Origin of the sequence: Rothia mucilaginosa, from assembly GCF_019334805.1 — a bacterium.
Taxonomy (GTDB): Bacteria; Actinomycetota; Actinomycetes; order Actinomycetales; family Micrococcaceae; genus Rothia; species Rothia mucilaginosa_C.
The window spans coordinates 443,056-459,081 of record NZ_CP079822.1; the positions used below are offsets into that span (position 1 = coordinate 443,056).

The following is a 16,026-nucleotide window of genomic DNA, read 5'->3' on the forward strand; positions in this document are numbered from 1 at the left end:
TGCAGGCTTCACGGAGCGGGCTCCGCGGGGTTTAGCCCTGCTTGCGGGTGCTGCGCTGAGCCGAGTTCCGAGCCGCGCCCTGAGCCGGACGCTGCGCCTGCTGGGCGCTGTTCTTCTGAGCGCCCTTTGCCTGGGTACTCTTTGCCTGAGTGCCCTGTCGCGGCGTCACCTGACGCTGAGCACCCTGTCGAGGGTTACCCTGTCGCTGGGCTCGACGCTGACGGTCCTCAGGATGCAGCGGCTGCAGACCCGCAGGTAGCGAACCCGACGGACGATGCTGCGCGCTACGGGGCTGAGCAGCACGAGGCTGTTGCACTCGCTTCTGAGCAGCAGGTTTCTGAGCGGTACGGGGCTGAGCAGCGTGCTGCTGTACAGCATGCTTCGGAGCCGCGGGCTTCTGACCTGCAGGCTTCGCAGCAGTCTGCTTCTGAGCAGTCGTCTTCTGGGCGGGGCGACCCTGCGCGGGCTGCCCACTCGCAACACGAGCCTGCTGACCGGTACGAGGCTGAGCGGAAGCCTTCTTCGGAGCTGCCTTCGTCGGTGCAGGCTTCTGCGAGGCCTTCTGCTTCTGAGCTTCGGTTTTCTGCTTCTGTGCTTCCGTTTTCTGCTTCTGCGCGGCCTTCTGCTCCGCCTTCACACGGGCAGCTTCCTCACGAACCTGCGCCTCCTCCTCGCGAATACGAGCTTTCTCCTGACGGATACGCTCCTTCTCCTGCTCACGAGTCATACGAGCCAACTCGCGCTGCTGATCCGGCGCAAAACCCAACCAGCGGCGCAACGTGCTCTCCGGACCAAACATCAGCGCAAACGGGTTATGTTCCTTCATCAGGTGGCCACCGGCAGCCGCACGAGCTGCCTCCTCCTGATTCAGCACAATCTGCAACGGCGTACGACGCTGCCAATCAGCATTCGCACGACGAACCTCACGCACGCTCTGAGTCTCAATATTCGACGGTGCCGTCGCGCCACGCAACGGAGTCTGCCGCGCAAACGCCAACAACAAACCCGCCGCAAACAACGATGACAACAGCGACGAACCACCATAGGAGACGAACGGCAGAGGCACACCAATCACCGGCAAAATACGGGACACCATGCCCATATTGATAATCGCCTGAGAGCTCAACCAAATCATGATGCCGCCCGTAGCCAAACGCACCAGCGGGTCAGTAGTGCGCAGCATAATACGCACCGCACAATACACCAGGCCCGCATACAGCAGCAGAACCGCCAGCGTACCCAGCAGGCCCAGCTCCTCACCAATAATGGCGAAAATATAGTCGTTATGCGCCTCAGCCAAGTAGTTGTACTTCTGACGCGACTGGCCCAGGCCAACACCCAAGAAGCCGCCGGTCGCCAGCGCCACCTCACCAGAATTCGCCTGGTCACAGTTAGCGTTCGTGCACGAACCCCAAACACCGAAAATACGAGCCACACGGTTCGCGCTACTGAGAACGCCCACCAGCGCCAGCGCCGCAAACGCGCCGCCAATCTTCAGCAGCGAGCTACGAGAAGCACCCGCCAGCCACATCATGCCCACAAAGATGAAGCCGTACACCATGGCGGTACCCATATCGCCGCCGAGCATAATCAGCAGCACCAGGGCACCCACACCATAAATCGAGGGGAACAGAGTACGCCAAATATTGCGAGAAATATCGCCGTGGCGACTGTACACCCACGCCAGCCACATAATAATCGCCAGCTTCGAAAACTCCGACGGCTGAATCTGCACGCCGCCGGGGAATTTCAGCCAGTTACGGTTACCGTTCACCTCAACGCCAACGACCACCACGGCAAGCTGCATGACCAACGCGGCAATCAGCATCGCGTTCACCACAAACTTCTTGTGGTAAACCCCCACCGGGATACGCGTAATACCCGCCATCGCAATCACGCCAAGCACCAAGAACATGACCTGCGACGAAACCTGCGAGAACGGCGACTGGCCCTGAGAAATCATGGTGACACTCGAGGCCGACAGCACCATAATGCAGCCAAAAATAGCCAGACCCAAGGTGGTGACCAGTAGCATCACCGGCACATCCCACAGGTCGGCCTTCAAACCACGACGGTACAGCCTATCGGCACGAGTACGGAACGGCGCAGAGAAATCCTCCCAACCGGCTCGCAAAGACGCCCAACGACCACTCGCGGTCGAACGCGCCGAAGAAGCCGAACGCTCCGAAGATGCGCTGGTACTCACATGCCCTCCTATAGGCCTCAACTGCCACGGATTCGTCGTGGCGACTACACGAAAAAGGTTCAGGGGTGGGACACCATTACACCATCCCACCCCCGAGAAGAACCCGCAGAAAGCACCCCGGTCACCCGAGACGCCCCCTGCAGGCAACGTCCTAAGAGTCTGCCAGCTGGGCGGCAACAGCATTCGCAAACGCATCACCGCGCACCGCATAATTCTTGAACTGGTCCATTGACGCAGACGCGGGAGCCATCAGCACAGTATCACCCGGATGCGCCAGCTCAGCAGCCTTCGCAACGGCCGCGTTCATCACGGCAATGCCGTCCGAAGAATCAGCCACAGCGGCGGTCATATTGTAGGTCGGAACCTGCGGAGCGTGGTTAGCCAACGCCGACTTCAACGCCGCAGTATCAGTACCGATAATCAGCACAGCCTTCAGGCGCTGAGCATGAGCAGCAATCAGCTCATCGTACTCAACGCCCTTCGACAGACCACCGGCAATCCACACCAGCGAGGGGTAACCGCTCATTGATGCATTCGCGGCGTGAGGATTCGTAGCCTTCGAATCGTTCACCCACATGATGTCGTTCGCGTAGCCCACCAGCTGGTTACGGTGCGCACCGGTCTTGAAGGAACGCAGACCAGCGCCCACAGCCTTCGGGTCAATATCAGCCGCACGGCACAGCGCTGCAGCCGCCAGAGCGTTCTCCACGGTGTGCTTCGCGGGCATCTTACCGGGTGCCGGAGCCAAATCCTCCAGAACCGCCAGCTCGTACGCCTCGTTGTAACGGTTCTTCAAGAAGGCGCGGTCCACCATGATGTCCTCAGCCAGGCCGAGCATAGACACGGCGGGCATCTCAGTGGAGCTAAAACCAATCGCGCGAGCGCCCTCAATGACGTCCGCGTTCTCGACCATGCGCAGGGTGTCTACGTGGTCGGTGTTGAAGATGCAAGCAACCTGAGTGTGCTCGTACACGCGAGCCTTATCAGCCTTGTAGCCGTCGAAGGAGCCGTGCCAGTCCACGTGATCCTCAGCGATGTTCAGAACCACCGAAGCGTACGGGGACATCGAGTAGGTCCAGTGCAGCTGGAAGCTGGACAGCTCCACCGCGAAGAACTCATAGGGCTCATCGTCGGCAATGGCGTACACGATGGGCATACCCACGTTACCCACCTGAATAGACTTCTTACCGGCAGCCTTCAGAATAGAATCCACCATGCCCACGGTGGTGGTCTTACCGTTCGTACCGGTCAGGCACAGCCACTTGGGAGTCGGGCGGTCGCTGCGCTCATTCAGGCGCCACGCCAGCTCCACATCGCCCCAAATCTGGATGCGACGCTCATACGCGTCCAGCATGACCGGGTGGTCGGGACGCAGGCCCGGGGAGGTTACCACAAGCTCGGGTTCCTGACCATCCACCGGGGGCAGTGCGCGCATGTGCTCGGGACCGAACAGGCCCTCAACATTACCGTAGGCGTTCTTGTAAATCTCGATGCGCTCACGCTTCTCCGGGGTATCAGCCCCGTCGATGACAACGATATGTGCACCCAGCTGGGCGAGCACATCGGTCACGGCGTCGCCGCTGGTACCCATGCCCACCACGGCCACTCGCAGGTTAGCCCAGGGGGCACCCCAGTGAGTCAGCTCCGCGAGGCGCTCGTTCTCATACACCGGGTTCACCGCAATAGCGGCGGCGTTCGCTTCAATGCGAGCGGCATCCGGCTGTTCATTAGTTGACATTAGTGAATCACTCCAGAAGTCTGCGAGAACCAGTCACCGAAGAACAGCGCCAGGGCAACGAGCACGCAGAGGGCGTTAACAACCCAGAGGCGGAACACGGAGTTCACTTCGCCGCTGCTGACGGTACCGGGGGCAATGCCTCGCTTATCAATTGAGTATTTGCCGTTGACGCCGACCTTCTCCATGTGGTGGTGGAAGGGGGTCATACGGAAGTAACGGTGCGCGTGCAGGGGCTTCTCCCCCGCTGCGACCGAACGCTTACGGCTGGTCTTGAACACGAACTTCTGCACGATCACAGAGAACACTTCCAGCACGGGAATCAGGGCGATGACCAGCAGGAGCAGCTCGGTGCGGGTGAACAGTGCGAAAGCAACCATTGCGCCACCAAGTGCCAGGGAGCCGGAGTCGCCCATAAAAATCTGCGCCTTCGACACGTTCCACCAGAGGAAGCCAGCCAGCGAACCCACCAGGGAGGCGGCAATCAGCGCCAGCGAACCGGGGTCGCGCACATCGTAGCAGGCGGTGCCGGCACCAGCGGAGCAGGCGTGCACGTACTGCCAGATGCTGATGGTCAGGTAGCCGGAGAAGATGGTCATCATGATGCCGCCAGCCAGGCCGTCCAGACCATCGGTGAAGTTCACGGCGTTCGTGCCGGACAGGGAGATGAGGGTAATCCAACCAACCAGCAGGATGGAGCCGAAGACCGCGCCCGCCGCGAACAGGTCGATGGGCAGGTCACGCACGAACGAGATAGCGGTCGACGCCGGACGAGCACCCGACTCATTCGGGAACTGGAACGCCAGGTAGGCAAAGGGCAGGGTCACACCCAGCAGGCCGATGGTCTTCTGCTTCTCGGTCAGACCCTCGTTGCCCTTATTGCGGAACTTCATGATGTCGTCCGCCGCACCCACGCCGAGCATACCCAGGGTGAAGGCGATGGTCAGCCACGCGGTGGCGGTCGGCATCGGTGCGGTACCGAAGAACAGCGCGCTCACCGCCAGCGTCAAGAAGTAGGCGAGAATCGCCGCGGGGATGAAAATCAGACCCGCCATGGTGGGGGTGCCCGCCTTGTGCTGGTGGGCTGCCGGGCCTTCCTCACGGATGAGCTGGCCAAGCTTCAGGGACTTCATCTTCTTGATGAACACCGGCAGCGCGGTGAGGGAGATGAGGAATCCGAAGATTCCAGCAATCAGCACGGTAATCATAAAGCGCTACCCTTCGTTCGTGGTCTGTTCGGTCGAGGTACGGTCGCCGTTAGCGGCACCGTCCAGGTAAGCGGCAAGGTGGTCACTCAAATCGGTGGTTTCAACAAAATCACCGGCAGAAAGCCAGGTCGGTGCCTGCTCTTCCTCAGCGCCAAAGGTGTACTCGGCGAAAGCAACCTGGTCGCCCAGAATGCCCAGCTTCGCGCCGTTCGAGGACTTGAAGAGCACAATGTCGCCGGGGCGAACCTCGGCGCGCAGAATCTGCTCTGCCTCTTCCGGGGTCTTCACCCAGGTCGCCTCATTACCCCAGGAGCCTTCCAGGTGAGCCGCATTGTAGATGGGCTTCGTCTCGTCACCCACAGCAATCAGCTTGGAAATGTTCATGCGCACCACGAGGCGGCCGATGCGGTCGTGCTCCTCCACGGAGGCATCACCGAGCTCCAGCATGGCGCCCAGAACAGCCCAGGTGCGGTGCGGCTGACCGGTCGCCGGGTCAACGGTGCGGCCCAGCTGCGCCAGAGTGCGCAGTGCAGCCGCCATCGACTCGGGGTTCGCGTTGTAGGCGTCGTTAATGACAGTCACGCCGTCGGCGCGGTCGGTGCGGGCCATACGCCACTTCGAAGCTGCCGCCGCCTTGTTGAGCGCGCGAGCAATCTTCTCACCCGAAATACCGCTGTTGTAGGCGATCGTCGCCGCAGCCAGCAGGTTGTACACATGGTGCTCACCGATCAGCTGCGAGGAAATCTCGTACTCGCTACCGTCAGGCAGGCGCAGAGTGAATTCGGGGCAGCCGGCGTCGGTGGTGCGCAGGTTCAGCGCCGCAACGTAGCGTTCGTAGGGCTGACCGTTCGCGTCGGTCTTCTCGCCCACGCCAAAGTAGGTAATGGGCGCGACCGAACGCGACGCCATGCGCAATACGCGCTCATCGTCAGCGTTCAGAGCCAGGGAACCGGTCGGCTGAACGCCCTCAGCCAGCTCACCCTTAGTGCGCTCAATATTGTCCACACCGCCGAATTCGCCAGCGTGCGCGGTACCAACCTTCAGGATGGCACCGTGATCGGGGTGCGCAATATTCGCCAGGTACTCGATGTTACCCACGTGGTCCGCACCCATCTCAATCACCAGGTAGCGGGTGGACTCATCCGCGCGGAAAACGGTCAGGGGCACGCCCACCTCACTGTTGTAGGAGCCAACCGGGGCAACGGTCGGGCCCTCCGGGGTGAAAATGGCGGCAAGAAGGTCCTTGGTGGTGGTCTTACCGGCAGAACCGGTAATACCGATAACGGTCAGCTCACCCTGAGCGCGCATCTGCTCAATGGAGTAGCGCGCCAAATCGCCCATCGCCAGTACCACATCGGGCACCTGGATGCTCGGGTACGGCACGCCCTGCTCGTCGAGTACTTCACGCTCGACCAGTGCCAGGGTCGCGCCCTTCTCAAACGCCATGGGGATGAACCTGTGGCCGTCAGTGACCATGCCGGGCTTCGCCACGAACAGGGTACCGGTCTGCACCTCGCGGGAGTCGGTGGTGGCGAAGTCTGCGAACACCTGCTCCTCACGACCGTCCAAGCCGATAGCGGTGCCGCCGGTTGCCTCAATAATCTGAGCGGCGCTGAGCTTAATCATTCTTCACCATACCTTCAGCGGTCTTAGAGTCACTTTCGTCGAGCATGCGCTGGTAATCAGGCAGAATCTCGAAACCGTGCGCACGCAGGGCACGGGCGGTTTCAACGCGGTCATCCAGGGCGATATCCACGCCGTCAACATCCTGTTCGGTTTCGTGGCCGCGGCCAGCAATCAGGATGGCGTCATGCTCGCCCGCCAGGGCAATTGCCGCATCAATAGCGGCGGCACGCGGAGAAATATTCAGGATCTGGGTGGCTCGGCGGTTCTCAGCCTTCTGCGCGCCCTCCTCAACGGCGGCACGAATCGGCTCGGGCGCCTCACCGTGCGGATCGTCATCAGTCACAACCACAATATCTGCGTACTGTGCCGCAATCGCACCCATAATCGGGCGCTTGAGCTGGTCACGCTCACCGGTCGCGCCGAAAACAATCATGACCTTGCCGTCGCCGGGGCGGTCCATCGCCTCCAGGGCACGGGTCAGGCCGTCAGGGTTGTGGGCAAAGTCCACAATCGCGTGCGGAGCCAAAGAAATCAGCTGCATACGGCCCGGCACCACCGGAGTCAGAGCCGAACCGGACGCCAGCTCGGGCAGCAGGCGCTCACGCTCAGCAGAGTCAGTGTCCAGGTACGCCATGAGCGCCGCCAGCGCGGCATTCGAAACGTTAAAATCAGCGGGCAGACCGGTGTAACATTCAATGCTCTCACCGGCACCATTAGCCACGTGGAAGCGGTGGCCCAGGCCCTCACGCTGAACCTTCACCACAGCCCAATCGCGGGCACCAAACTCTGCAGGCACCTCAGCCAGGCCGGTACCTCGAGCAGTTACCAGACGGTGAACCTGCTGCGCACCCATCTGCTCGCAAGCGGTGGAGAACATCTTCTCGCCCCACTCGTCATCAGCAGTAATCACCGCCAGCTCGGCGCGCTCGGGAGTGAACAGCTGAGCCTTCGAGTCGAAATAATGCTCCATGGTGCCGTGCAGATCCAGGTGATCCTGAGTCAGGTTCGTAAAGCCAGCAACCGCATACTTCACGCCGTCCACACGGTGGTAATCAATCGCGTGCGAGGACACCTCCATCGCCGCGCAACGCACCTGATGCTGACCCATAATCGTCAGCAGAGAATGCACGTGAGGAGACTCCGGGGTGGTCATCTTCGAAGGAACCGACACACCATCAATCAGAATCTGAATAGTGCCAATCAGACCCGTCTTCACACCCAGGCCGGTGCGGAACACCGACTCCAACATGTAGGTGGAGGTGGTCTTACCGTTCGTACCGGTCACCGCGTAACGGTGAGTAGCGGGGAACGAAGCCGAACCATAAATCAGCGCAGCCAACGGACCAACGTACTCGCGCAGGTTCTCAGTCACCAGGACAGGCACCGGCGCCTCACCCAGCAGCTGCGCACCGGCAGCATCCGTCAAAATAGCGGAAGCACCCAGATTCAACGCGGCCTCAGCAAACTGCGCACCGTGCACCTTCGCACCGGGCAGAGCCACGTACAGGTCCTGCGGGCGAACACCTCGGGAGTCCATGCTAATACCGGTAACCTCAACGGAATCACCGGATTCAGAACCCTGAACGCCACTAGCCAGCTGGGAACTCACCTGAGCACCCAATCCCTGCAGATATTCGCGAAGGTGCGCCAAACTCACCGGGCGCACAGAATTCGGGCGCAGAGTCTGAGCGTCGCCGCCCAGCAGGTTCTGGCCGGGTGCGTGAGATGCGGTATCCATCGTCCTTCTTTCCTCTCCGCTGTCCGAAGCGGTGAGCTCTGTATGGTCAATGCGCTCAAGGCACACAGGGTCATTCAATATTCTACGGGCTTTAGGCTTCGACAGGTGTTCAGTCCCGGGGCTTCTTCATCACGAATCAGCTACCGGGAACCTCTCCCCCGCTCGCCTTTAGCTCGTCTTATTGGGGCTATCCTCAGCAAAAAGCGGAATCAACTCCGGTTCACCGGTAGAACGCGGCACATTATAGGTGTGCAGGGTCTTCTCCATAATCTTGGAGAACTCAGCCGTCGTACCGTTCGCACCCACGCTACCCTCAGGACGCTGCATGGTCACCGCCACCAAGAACTGCGGGTTCTCAATCGGCGCCACACCAATAAAGGACGTCGTGTTGCCGTCGTAGCCGCCCTTCTCACTCGGAGTTTCCGCAGTACCGGTCTTACCGCCCACGCGGTAGCCGGTCACCTTCGCCGGACGGGCGTGGCCTTGCTCCACCACATTCTCCATGAGAGTCAGGCAGGAAGCGGCAGTCTCCTCGCTGACCATGCGTTCGCCAGGCTCTACGGCACGCTTATGTTCGGTACCGTCGGCGTCAATGATCGCGTCCACAATGCGCGGCTTCAGACGAACGCCCTTATTGCCCAGCGCCTGGAAAATCATGGCGGTCTGCAGCGGAGTCTGCGCAACACCCTGACCGAACAGCACAGTGTACTGCTGACGGCCATCCCAATCACGCCAATCAGCGATTATACCCTGCTCCTCACCGGTCAGCTCAATGCCGGTAAACTCGCCGACGCCGTACTTCTTCAACCAGTTGTAGCGCTCTTCCTTGCTGAGCTTCTGACCGACCAGCACCGTACCGGTGTTCATCGAGTCATGAATAATGCCCGAGAAAGTACGCCGCTGCGCCCCGTGCTCAAACGCATCCTTGAAAGTCTGGCCGTCAATCGTGAGGGTCGCGGGCACATCATACACACTAGTCGGAGTCGTCAGGCCCTGCTCAATCAACGCAGAAGAAGTCAGCATCTTCTCGGTCGAACCGGGCTCCACGCTCTGCGAAATAGCGCGCGGGGTCATGTCCGCCGCGTCCTCAATGGTTGCCGCGCCCGGGTCCATCGTGGAGGAATCAGCAAGAGCCAAAATGGAGCCGTCACGCACATCCATAACAATGGCGGTACACCATTCAGCTTTCAGCTCCTCGGCGCGGGCACGCACCACCTGCTGCGCAAAATACTGCACATCACGGTTAATGGTCAGACGAATATTCTTACCGTCCACCGCCAGGCGCTGCTCTTCCTTCGCCACGGGGATACGCACACCATCAGCACTAATCTCGTAGGTGCGCTCACCGGGGGTACCGGCAAGCTCCTTCTCAAAGACACGCTCAATGCCCACCGAGAAGTTACGGGACACCGTGCCGCCCTTACCGTTGCCGTCAGCCTCTTCAACAATGTTGTACTTGCCGACCACGGAGCCACCCACACTACCGTTGGGGTACAGGCGCTGGGAGAACGCCTCACCGTAGATGAAGGGCGCACCCAGTGCATCAATCTTATTGAAAATTTCCGGGGTGATATTTGCCTTAATCACCGAATACTTGGAGGTGCCGTCCAGCTTGGACTTGATGAACTCGTCGGTAATGCCCGGGTCAACAGTCTTGAGAATATCGACCATCTCGTACACCAGCTGGTTGGGGGTGACCTCAATCTTCTGGGTGCGGTCCTCGTTGTAACGCTTGAAGGTCGCCACTGCGCTCTGGTCAGCGGTCAGGTTATAACGCTGCACGGTACGCGCCATAACGTTGCCGTTGATATCGAGAATCTGACCGCGCACAGCCGGAAGCACCTGCGAACGCAGACGCTTCTGACGGGACGCATTCGCCACCGCACCGGGATCAAAGCCCTGACGGATAAACAGGTTCGCACCGATAACGCCCAGAGCGCAGGTGGCAGCGGCGCCTGCGACAAAGCCACGGCGGGTCAGATCCGGCTGACCGGATGCCGGTTCGTTCGCGTTCTTACGCGCGTCGGAGCTCATGCGGTGGTCCTTTCGCTGGTCTAGTCTATCGGTGATGCTGTGCATCCTGTGGTCAATGGTGTTTATCGTGCAGCCTGGCTTGCCGCGGGGCTGGCGGCAGGGCTGGGTTGCTGAGCGGCGCTCGGTGCGGCAGACGCGGCGGGGCTAGCAGGTGCGCTCGGTGCAGGGTTAGCCTGCTGAGCGGGGTTAGCCTGCTGAGCGGGGCTTGCCGAGGCGCTTGCAGATGCCTTAGCCGAAGCGCTCGCCTGGCTGTGTCGTTGCTGAACAGACTTGTCAGCCTCCACAATGCCCTTGGCGTAGCTTTCGTTCGAACCGGCCGCCGGAGGCGCAATCAGGTTCTCCTGCTTGGATCCTTCAACACCGGTGGGGCTTGCAGCCGGGGTGGGGGTGCCCTCAATCGTGGAGGACTGCAGGTTCAGGGTCGCCTGAGAAGAACTCACAAACATGCCCAGGGTGCTTGCTCGAATCGCCAAATCCTGCGGGGCTTCTTTGAAGCCAATCTCCTGTTGCAGAGCCTGATTTTCTTGCACGAGGCGCTGCTCCTGCGCACGCAAATCCACCATGTCGTACTGGCGGGTCACGATCAGTACGTTGAGCAGCAGAATAAAAATCAGGGTCAGCGGGATCGCCGCAAAAACAGCGAGCATGGTGGGCGGGCTGAGCTTACGGGCTCGGCGGCGCACCGTCGAGAGCGGGTTACGCTGCTTAGGCTTCTCTTCTCGGGTCTCTTCGGTGCGGGCTGCCGCACGAACGCTCGAGGGAACACGGCTCGCATTCGTCGAGGTGCGCTTACCGCCGTGCGATGCTGCGGTGCTGACGGGGCGGACCGCCGGCTGGGATGCGGTGACCGGCTCCAGACGCGCGGTGCGGGTACGACCGGAGTGAGCTCGGGTGGAGGCGCGGCTCGCCCCGGTAGAGCCGCCAGTAGAGGATGCGCGGGTAGAGCCAACGGCGCCGGGGGTGCCGGCGGCAGGGCGCGAGGAACCGGCGCGTCGACTCCGCGGGGCGCCCTGGGTGCGGGTGGGGCGCTGGGATGCGTGCTGGGTGCTCACTCTTCTTCGCTTTCTGTCTTCTACTTGGCGGGGATGCGGATCTTCTCGGCGGCGCGCAGCTTGGCGCTGGCGGCGCGGGAGTTCTGTTCGATTTCCTCGTCGGTAGGCGGTTCGGCGCCGCGGGTAATGATTTTGATGGTGGGCTTGTGCTCTTCAAGCTCTACCGGGAAGCCCTTGGGCGCCTTGGAGGTTGCCTCTGCGGTCAGTGCCCTCTTGACGATTTTGTCTTCGAGACTGTGGTAGCTCATGGCGACAAATCGGCCGCCGAGGTTGAGCGCCTCCAGGGCTGCCGGTACGGCGCGTTCGAGGGCTTCCAGTTCGTGGTTCACTTCGATACGCAACGCCTGGAAGGTGCGCTTGGCGGGGTGACCGCCGGTGCGCTGCGCGGCGACGGGCACCGCCTTCTGGATAATGCGCACGAGCTCACCGGTGGTTTCCAGGGGCGCGTTGGCGCGGGCGGTGCAGATGGCGCGGGCGATACGCGATGCGAACTTCTCTTCGCCCCAGTTGCGGATAATGCGGCGCAGCTGGTCTTCGCTGTATTCGTTGACGACGATGCGGGCGGTGAGCTCGTCTTCGGAGTTCATGCGCATGTCCAGGGGAGCGTCGTAGGAGTAGGCGAAGCCGCGGGTGCGTTCGTCCAGCTGCATGGAGGAGACACCCAGGTCCATCAGGATGCCGTCGATGCCCTGCACGCCGGCAGCTTCCATGGCGCGGTCAATCTCATCGTAGACGGCGTGGACGGGTACGAAGCGGTCACCGAAGCGTGCCAGACGCTCACCGGCGATGGCGTGTGCCTGCAGGTCGCGGTCAATGCCGATCAGCACAAGGTTTTCGAAGCGTTCAAGCAGCGCCTCGGAGTGGCCACCCATACCGAGGGTGCCGTCAATAACGTAGGCGGTGCCGCGCTCCTCGACGGCGCGTTCAATGCCGGGTGCCAGCAGGTTAATGCAGCGGTCCAGCATGACGGGCACGTGGCGTTCGCTGGCTTCACGCTGGGAGAGGTTCTCAATGGATGCGCCGGGGGCCTTGGCGGCAGTACCGGAGTCGGTCGTACCGGTTTCGGGGGCGTGTTCTACGCTCATGGGTGCTCCTGTGAGAGTTCGTCCTGCGGGAAGGCTTACGGAAGAGTGGTGCGGGTGCTAGAGATGCCGGGGCGGTAGCCGTCGCGTCGGCGGGATGCCGACTAGAGCAGCGGGCTGAACGGGTCCTCGTCGAGGGAGGCGAATTCAGCTTCGGTGCGGGCGAGGTATTCCTCCCAGGCGGCGGCATCCCAGATTTCTGCGCGGGTACCGGATCCGATGACGACGAGGTTGTCGGTCAGTCCTGCGTATTGGCGCAGTATCGGCGGGATGGTGATGCGTCCCTGCTTGTCGGGCAGTTCGTCTGAGGCTCCGGAGAGGAAAACTCGCAGGAAGTCTCGGGCGGCTCGTCCGGGCAGGGGCGCGGTGCGCATCCGTTCGTGGATGCGTTCAAATTCTGCGGCGGGGAAAACGTACAGGCATCGTTCTTGACCGCGGGTCAGAACGAGGCCTGCAGAGAGTTCCTCACGGAATTTGGCGGGAAGGATGATGCGTCCTTTGGCGTCCATTCGTGGTGAGTAGGTACCTAAGAACATTCACTTCACCTCCCCGATGTGTGCCCCTGATGTGTGCCGATGTGCTGAAGCCTGCGGGAGCGTGGTTGCTCCACGAATCCTGTAGGTGCCGGTGGCGGGGTGTGCCGGACCGGTGCCTCCGCCGCGTGTTTGAGGGCACGACGATAGGACTGACTTTCAGCTTTCCCCTCCACTTTACCCCACTTTCCACCACCCACCCCACCCGGCAGAGCATCTTTTAGTGTTTTTATGCTCTCTCCTGCATTTTTAACGCTGACGCACAGCTTCTACACAGCTTCGGGCGTGCGTACTCAGCGCTCCACCCTCATCAGGCTTGCCATGCCCCGACTCAATGACGGGGCTAGTTTCAGGGGGGTTAGTTTCGGGGTTTGGCGTGCTCCGCCCGCCTGCCCCTCATACTTCCATCTCTCACCAGTTCGGGCATAGTCACTAGTTCTTTGGGCATAGAAAAAGCGGAGGTAAGAGAATTCTTACCTCCGCTTGATCAGTCTTGAGTTTTGAGATTCTCGCATCGGGGGTCAGCCCTATGAGCTGAGCCGCGAAGCTTCTGCACCCTGAATACTTTAGAACTGAACGCTTTAGACCTGAGCTTTAGAGCTGACCGTTATTACGCTCGTCCCAGCGGTCCTCCAGGCGGTTCATGAAGGAAGAGCGTTCCTTCTGCTCGCGCTGACGCACACGGGCTGCGCCTTCTGCCTTACCGCCGAGGAAGGAATCTACCGGGGTCTTCTTGCTGGTGGTTGCGAAGTACACGCCACCGGCCGCAAAGAGGAAGCCGAATACACCCAGCCAAATCATGTTAGATGCGACCGCACCAATAATGATGCCCAGGCCAATAAGAACGAAGAGAATACCGAGAGCCAAGTGGCGAGCGCTAAAGACTGGCGCAGTATTGCCGGTTGAAGACATGGAGGATGCAAAGTGCGGATCCTCATTGCTCATGAGTTCTTCGAGCTGGTCCAGAACCTTCTGTTCACGCTCGGACAGTGCCATCGTTTTCTCCTTTGAGGTGTCTTTGCTCAAGATGACGTCGGTATCAACCGGGTTAGGACCGGGTTAGCTACTGTATCAGCTGGTGCGGTGAGCGCTTCTTACCGGCCGTATATTTCCCATCGTACCGCGCCGGGTGGGGTTGGCGCATTCTTTTTCGGTCAGAAGCTCTTTATGTCTTTCTCCCGCCTTCTGCGGAGGTGTTCTTCGCCCGCACTTTACGAGTAACCGGCTGCGATATAGCCGCTGACCATGCTATGGCCCAGGCTGTATCGACTCCCCAGTTGTTGCCCCTCAGCTATTCCTTATTGTGGCTCTTTTCTTCGATATTCTTCTCGGGCGCGGTAACTCCGGAGGCTGGTTTGAGGCTTTCCTGCGAGTACTTGCGGTGAATGGCGTCCATGACGTGCTCCACCTCGGACCATCTGCCGCTTTTCACGAGGCGAGCGCCAGACCCTAATTGAGTACCAGAGCCCGGGCGAATACCAAACCCTGTGCGAGTACCGTTCTGCGGACTATTACCCGCTCCCCCGCCGCGTCGTTGTGCGGAGACGGTTTGTGCGGAGGTGATTTTTGCGGAGCTGGTTTGTGTGGAGCGTGAGTTTGCCCCGCTCTCGATGGAGTCGAAGAGGGTTTGTTGCACCCCGTCTTCTGCGCGGGCGAGCTTTTCGGCGCGCACTCCGATGAGTCGCAGGGCGCGGGGTGCATCCTGCCCTACCAAGATTCCGTCTGCGCGCAGGGCTTCCAACGCTAAGGAAGCAATCTGCATGCCGGAGTCTACGGGCACGTTCAGGGCAATAGCGCGGGTGTGCGTTTCGAAGGTGCTGTAGCGGATTTTGAGACTGAGCCCTCCGGCGAGTTTACCGGCGGTGCGCAGGCGTTTTCCCAGCTTGAGGCTCAGCTCCCGAATAGCAGCGCTAACCTCCCGAGCATCGGTCGTATCCGTCTCGAAGGTGTGCTCGCCACCCATGCTTTTCTCTTCGCGTTCGGTGATCACGGGGCGCTCGTCAATGCCGCGCGCCATGGCCCAGAGGTGCTCGCCCTGGGCGGTGCCGAAGCGTTCTTTGAGCCAGTCCAGGCTCATGGACCTCATCTGGGCGATGGTGTGAATACCGTATCGGGAGAGCTGCTCGGTACTTTTCGCGCCCACTCCCCACAGGTCGGAGACTTTTCTCGGGTCAAGGAATTCTTGAACGCGCTCGGGCGGGATGACCCACAGCCCGTTCGGTTTACTACCGGTGGACGCCATTTTGGCAAGTAGTTTATTGGGCGCAACCCCCGCGGAGGAGGGCAGGGAGAGTTCCTGCGCGATGCGGTCACGAGCGCACTGCGCCAGGGCGACGGGGTCTTGGCCGTGCAAGTAGGCACCGGTTAGGTCCACAAAGGCTTCATCCACGCTGACCTGCTCAACGTAGGGGCTCAGATCGTTCAGGATTGCCATGACGGCACGGGAGTAGTGCCGGTAGTCGCCGCGCAGCGGCAGGACGGTGGCATTGGGACTGAGGTTCCGGGCGCGGCTGAGCGGCATGCCGGAGCGCACTCCGTGAGCGCGCGCCTCGTAGGAGGCGGAGCATACGACCGAGCGGGGACCCAGGGGCGCCACGATAATGGGCTCGCCACGCAGAGCGGGGTTTTCGAGGAGTTCGACGTTGACGAAGAAGGCGTCCATGTCCAGGTGCATAATGACGCGGCCGTTCCTTGCGCCGCCGTTCTTTGCACCGCTGCTCTTGCCGGTTCGTGCCTGCCCCATGTCGCCTCCTCTCATAGCTTCTACGCCCACCTACCGAAAATATAGCACATTTCTACGAAAAATAGAGAC

General features: G+C 60.9%; 11 protein-coding genes. All 11 read right to left on the reverse strand.

Annotation, left to right across the window (positions count from 1 at the left end; all coding sequences use genetic code 11):
• Positions 1-31: 31 nt before the first annotated feature.
• The 11 genes from LPB405_RS01695 to dinB all read right to left on the reverse strand — a co-directional run bounded on the left by LPB405_RS01695 (position 32) and on the right by dinB (position 15,957).
• Positions 32-2,206 (reverse strand): FtsW/RodA/SpoVE family cell cycle protein, encoded by a 2,175-nt coding sequence (locus LPB405_RS01695; RefSeq protein WP_219101689.1) that lies wholly within the window; start codon positions 2,204-2,206, stop codon positions 32-34.
• A gap of 151 nt (positions 2,207-2,357) precedes the next feature.
• Entirely contained in the window at positions 2,358-3,944 is a 1,587-nt protein-coding gene (murD, locus tag LPB405_RS01700) for a UDP-N-acetylmuramoyl-L-alanine--D-glutamate ligase (RefSeq protein WP_219101690.1), read from the reverse strand.
• Positions 3,944-5,149 carry a phospho-N-acetylmuramoyl-pentapeptide-transferase gene (gene mraY / locus LPB405_RS01705; RefSeq protein WP_049356172.1) on the reverse strand — a complete coding sequence of 402 codons (1,206 nt, stop codon included), beginning with the start codon at positions 5,147-5,149 and terminating at the stop codon, positions 3,944-3,946. Before mraY ends, murD begins: the two co-directional genes overlap by 1 nt.
• 6 nt (positions 5,150-5,155) lie before the next feature.
• Positions 5,156-6,775, reverse strand: coding sequence for a UDP-N-acetylmuramoyl-tripeptide--D-alanyl-D-alanine ligase (locus tag LPB405_RS01710; protein WP_219101691.1), 1,620 nt, complete (start codon positions 6,773-6,775; stop codon positions 5,156-5,158).
• A complete protein-coding gene (locus LPB405_RS01715; RefSeq protein WP_219101692.1) occupies positions 6,768-8,513 on the reverse strand; it encodes a Mur ligase family protein in 1,746 nt (581 codons plus the stop codon). Before LPB405_RS01715 ends, LPB405_RS01710 begins: the two co-directional genes overlap by 8 nt.
• Positions 8,514-8,681: 168 nt before the next feature.
• The gene (locus LPB405_RS01720; protein WP_219101693.1) at positions 8,682-10,547 is read right to left on the reverse strand and encodes a peptidoglycan D,D-transpeptidase FtsI family protein; all 1,866 of its coding nucleotides are present in this window, start codon (positions 10,545-10,547) and stop codon (positions 8,682-8,684) included.
• 62 nt (positions 10,548-10,609) lie between these two features.
• Entirely contained in the window at positions 10,610-11,599 is a 990-nt protein-coding gene (locus LPB405_RS01725) for an amino acid ABC transporter ATPase (protein ID WP_219101694.1), read from the reverse strand.
• 20 nt (positions 11,600-11,619) lie between these two features.
• Positions 11,620-12,684, reverse strand: coding sequence for a 16S rRNA (cytosine(1402)-N(4))-methyltransferase RsmH (rsmH, locus tag LPB405_RS01730; protein ID WP_049359889.1), 1,065 nt, complete (start codon positions 12,682-12,684; stop codon positions 11,620-11,622).
• A 101-nt stretch (positions 12,685-12,785) separates the two neighbouring features.
• A complete protein-coding gene (gene mraZ / locus LPB405_RS01735; protein WP_005507741.1) occupies positions 12,786-13,217 on the reverse strand; it encodes a division/cell wall cluster transcriptional repressor MraZ in 432 nt (143 codons plus the stop codon).
• Between the two features lie 591 nt (positions 13,218-13,808).
• Positions 13,809-14,210: a DUF3040 domain-containing protein gene (locus LPB405_RS01740; RefSeq protein WP_049337555.1), complete on the reverse strand. Its 402-nt coding sequence runs from the start codon at positions 14,208-14,210 to the stop codon at positions 13,809-13,811.
• A gap of 295 nt (positions 14,211-14,505) precedes the next feature.
• Positions 14,506-15,957: a DNA polymerase IV gene (gene dinB / locus LPB405_RS01745; RefSeq protein WP_219101695.1), complete on the reverse strand. Its 1,452-nt coding sequence runs from the start codon at positions 15,955-15,957 to the stop codon at positions 14,506-14,508.
• Positions 15,958-16,026: the final 69 nt, after the last annotated feature.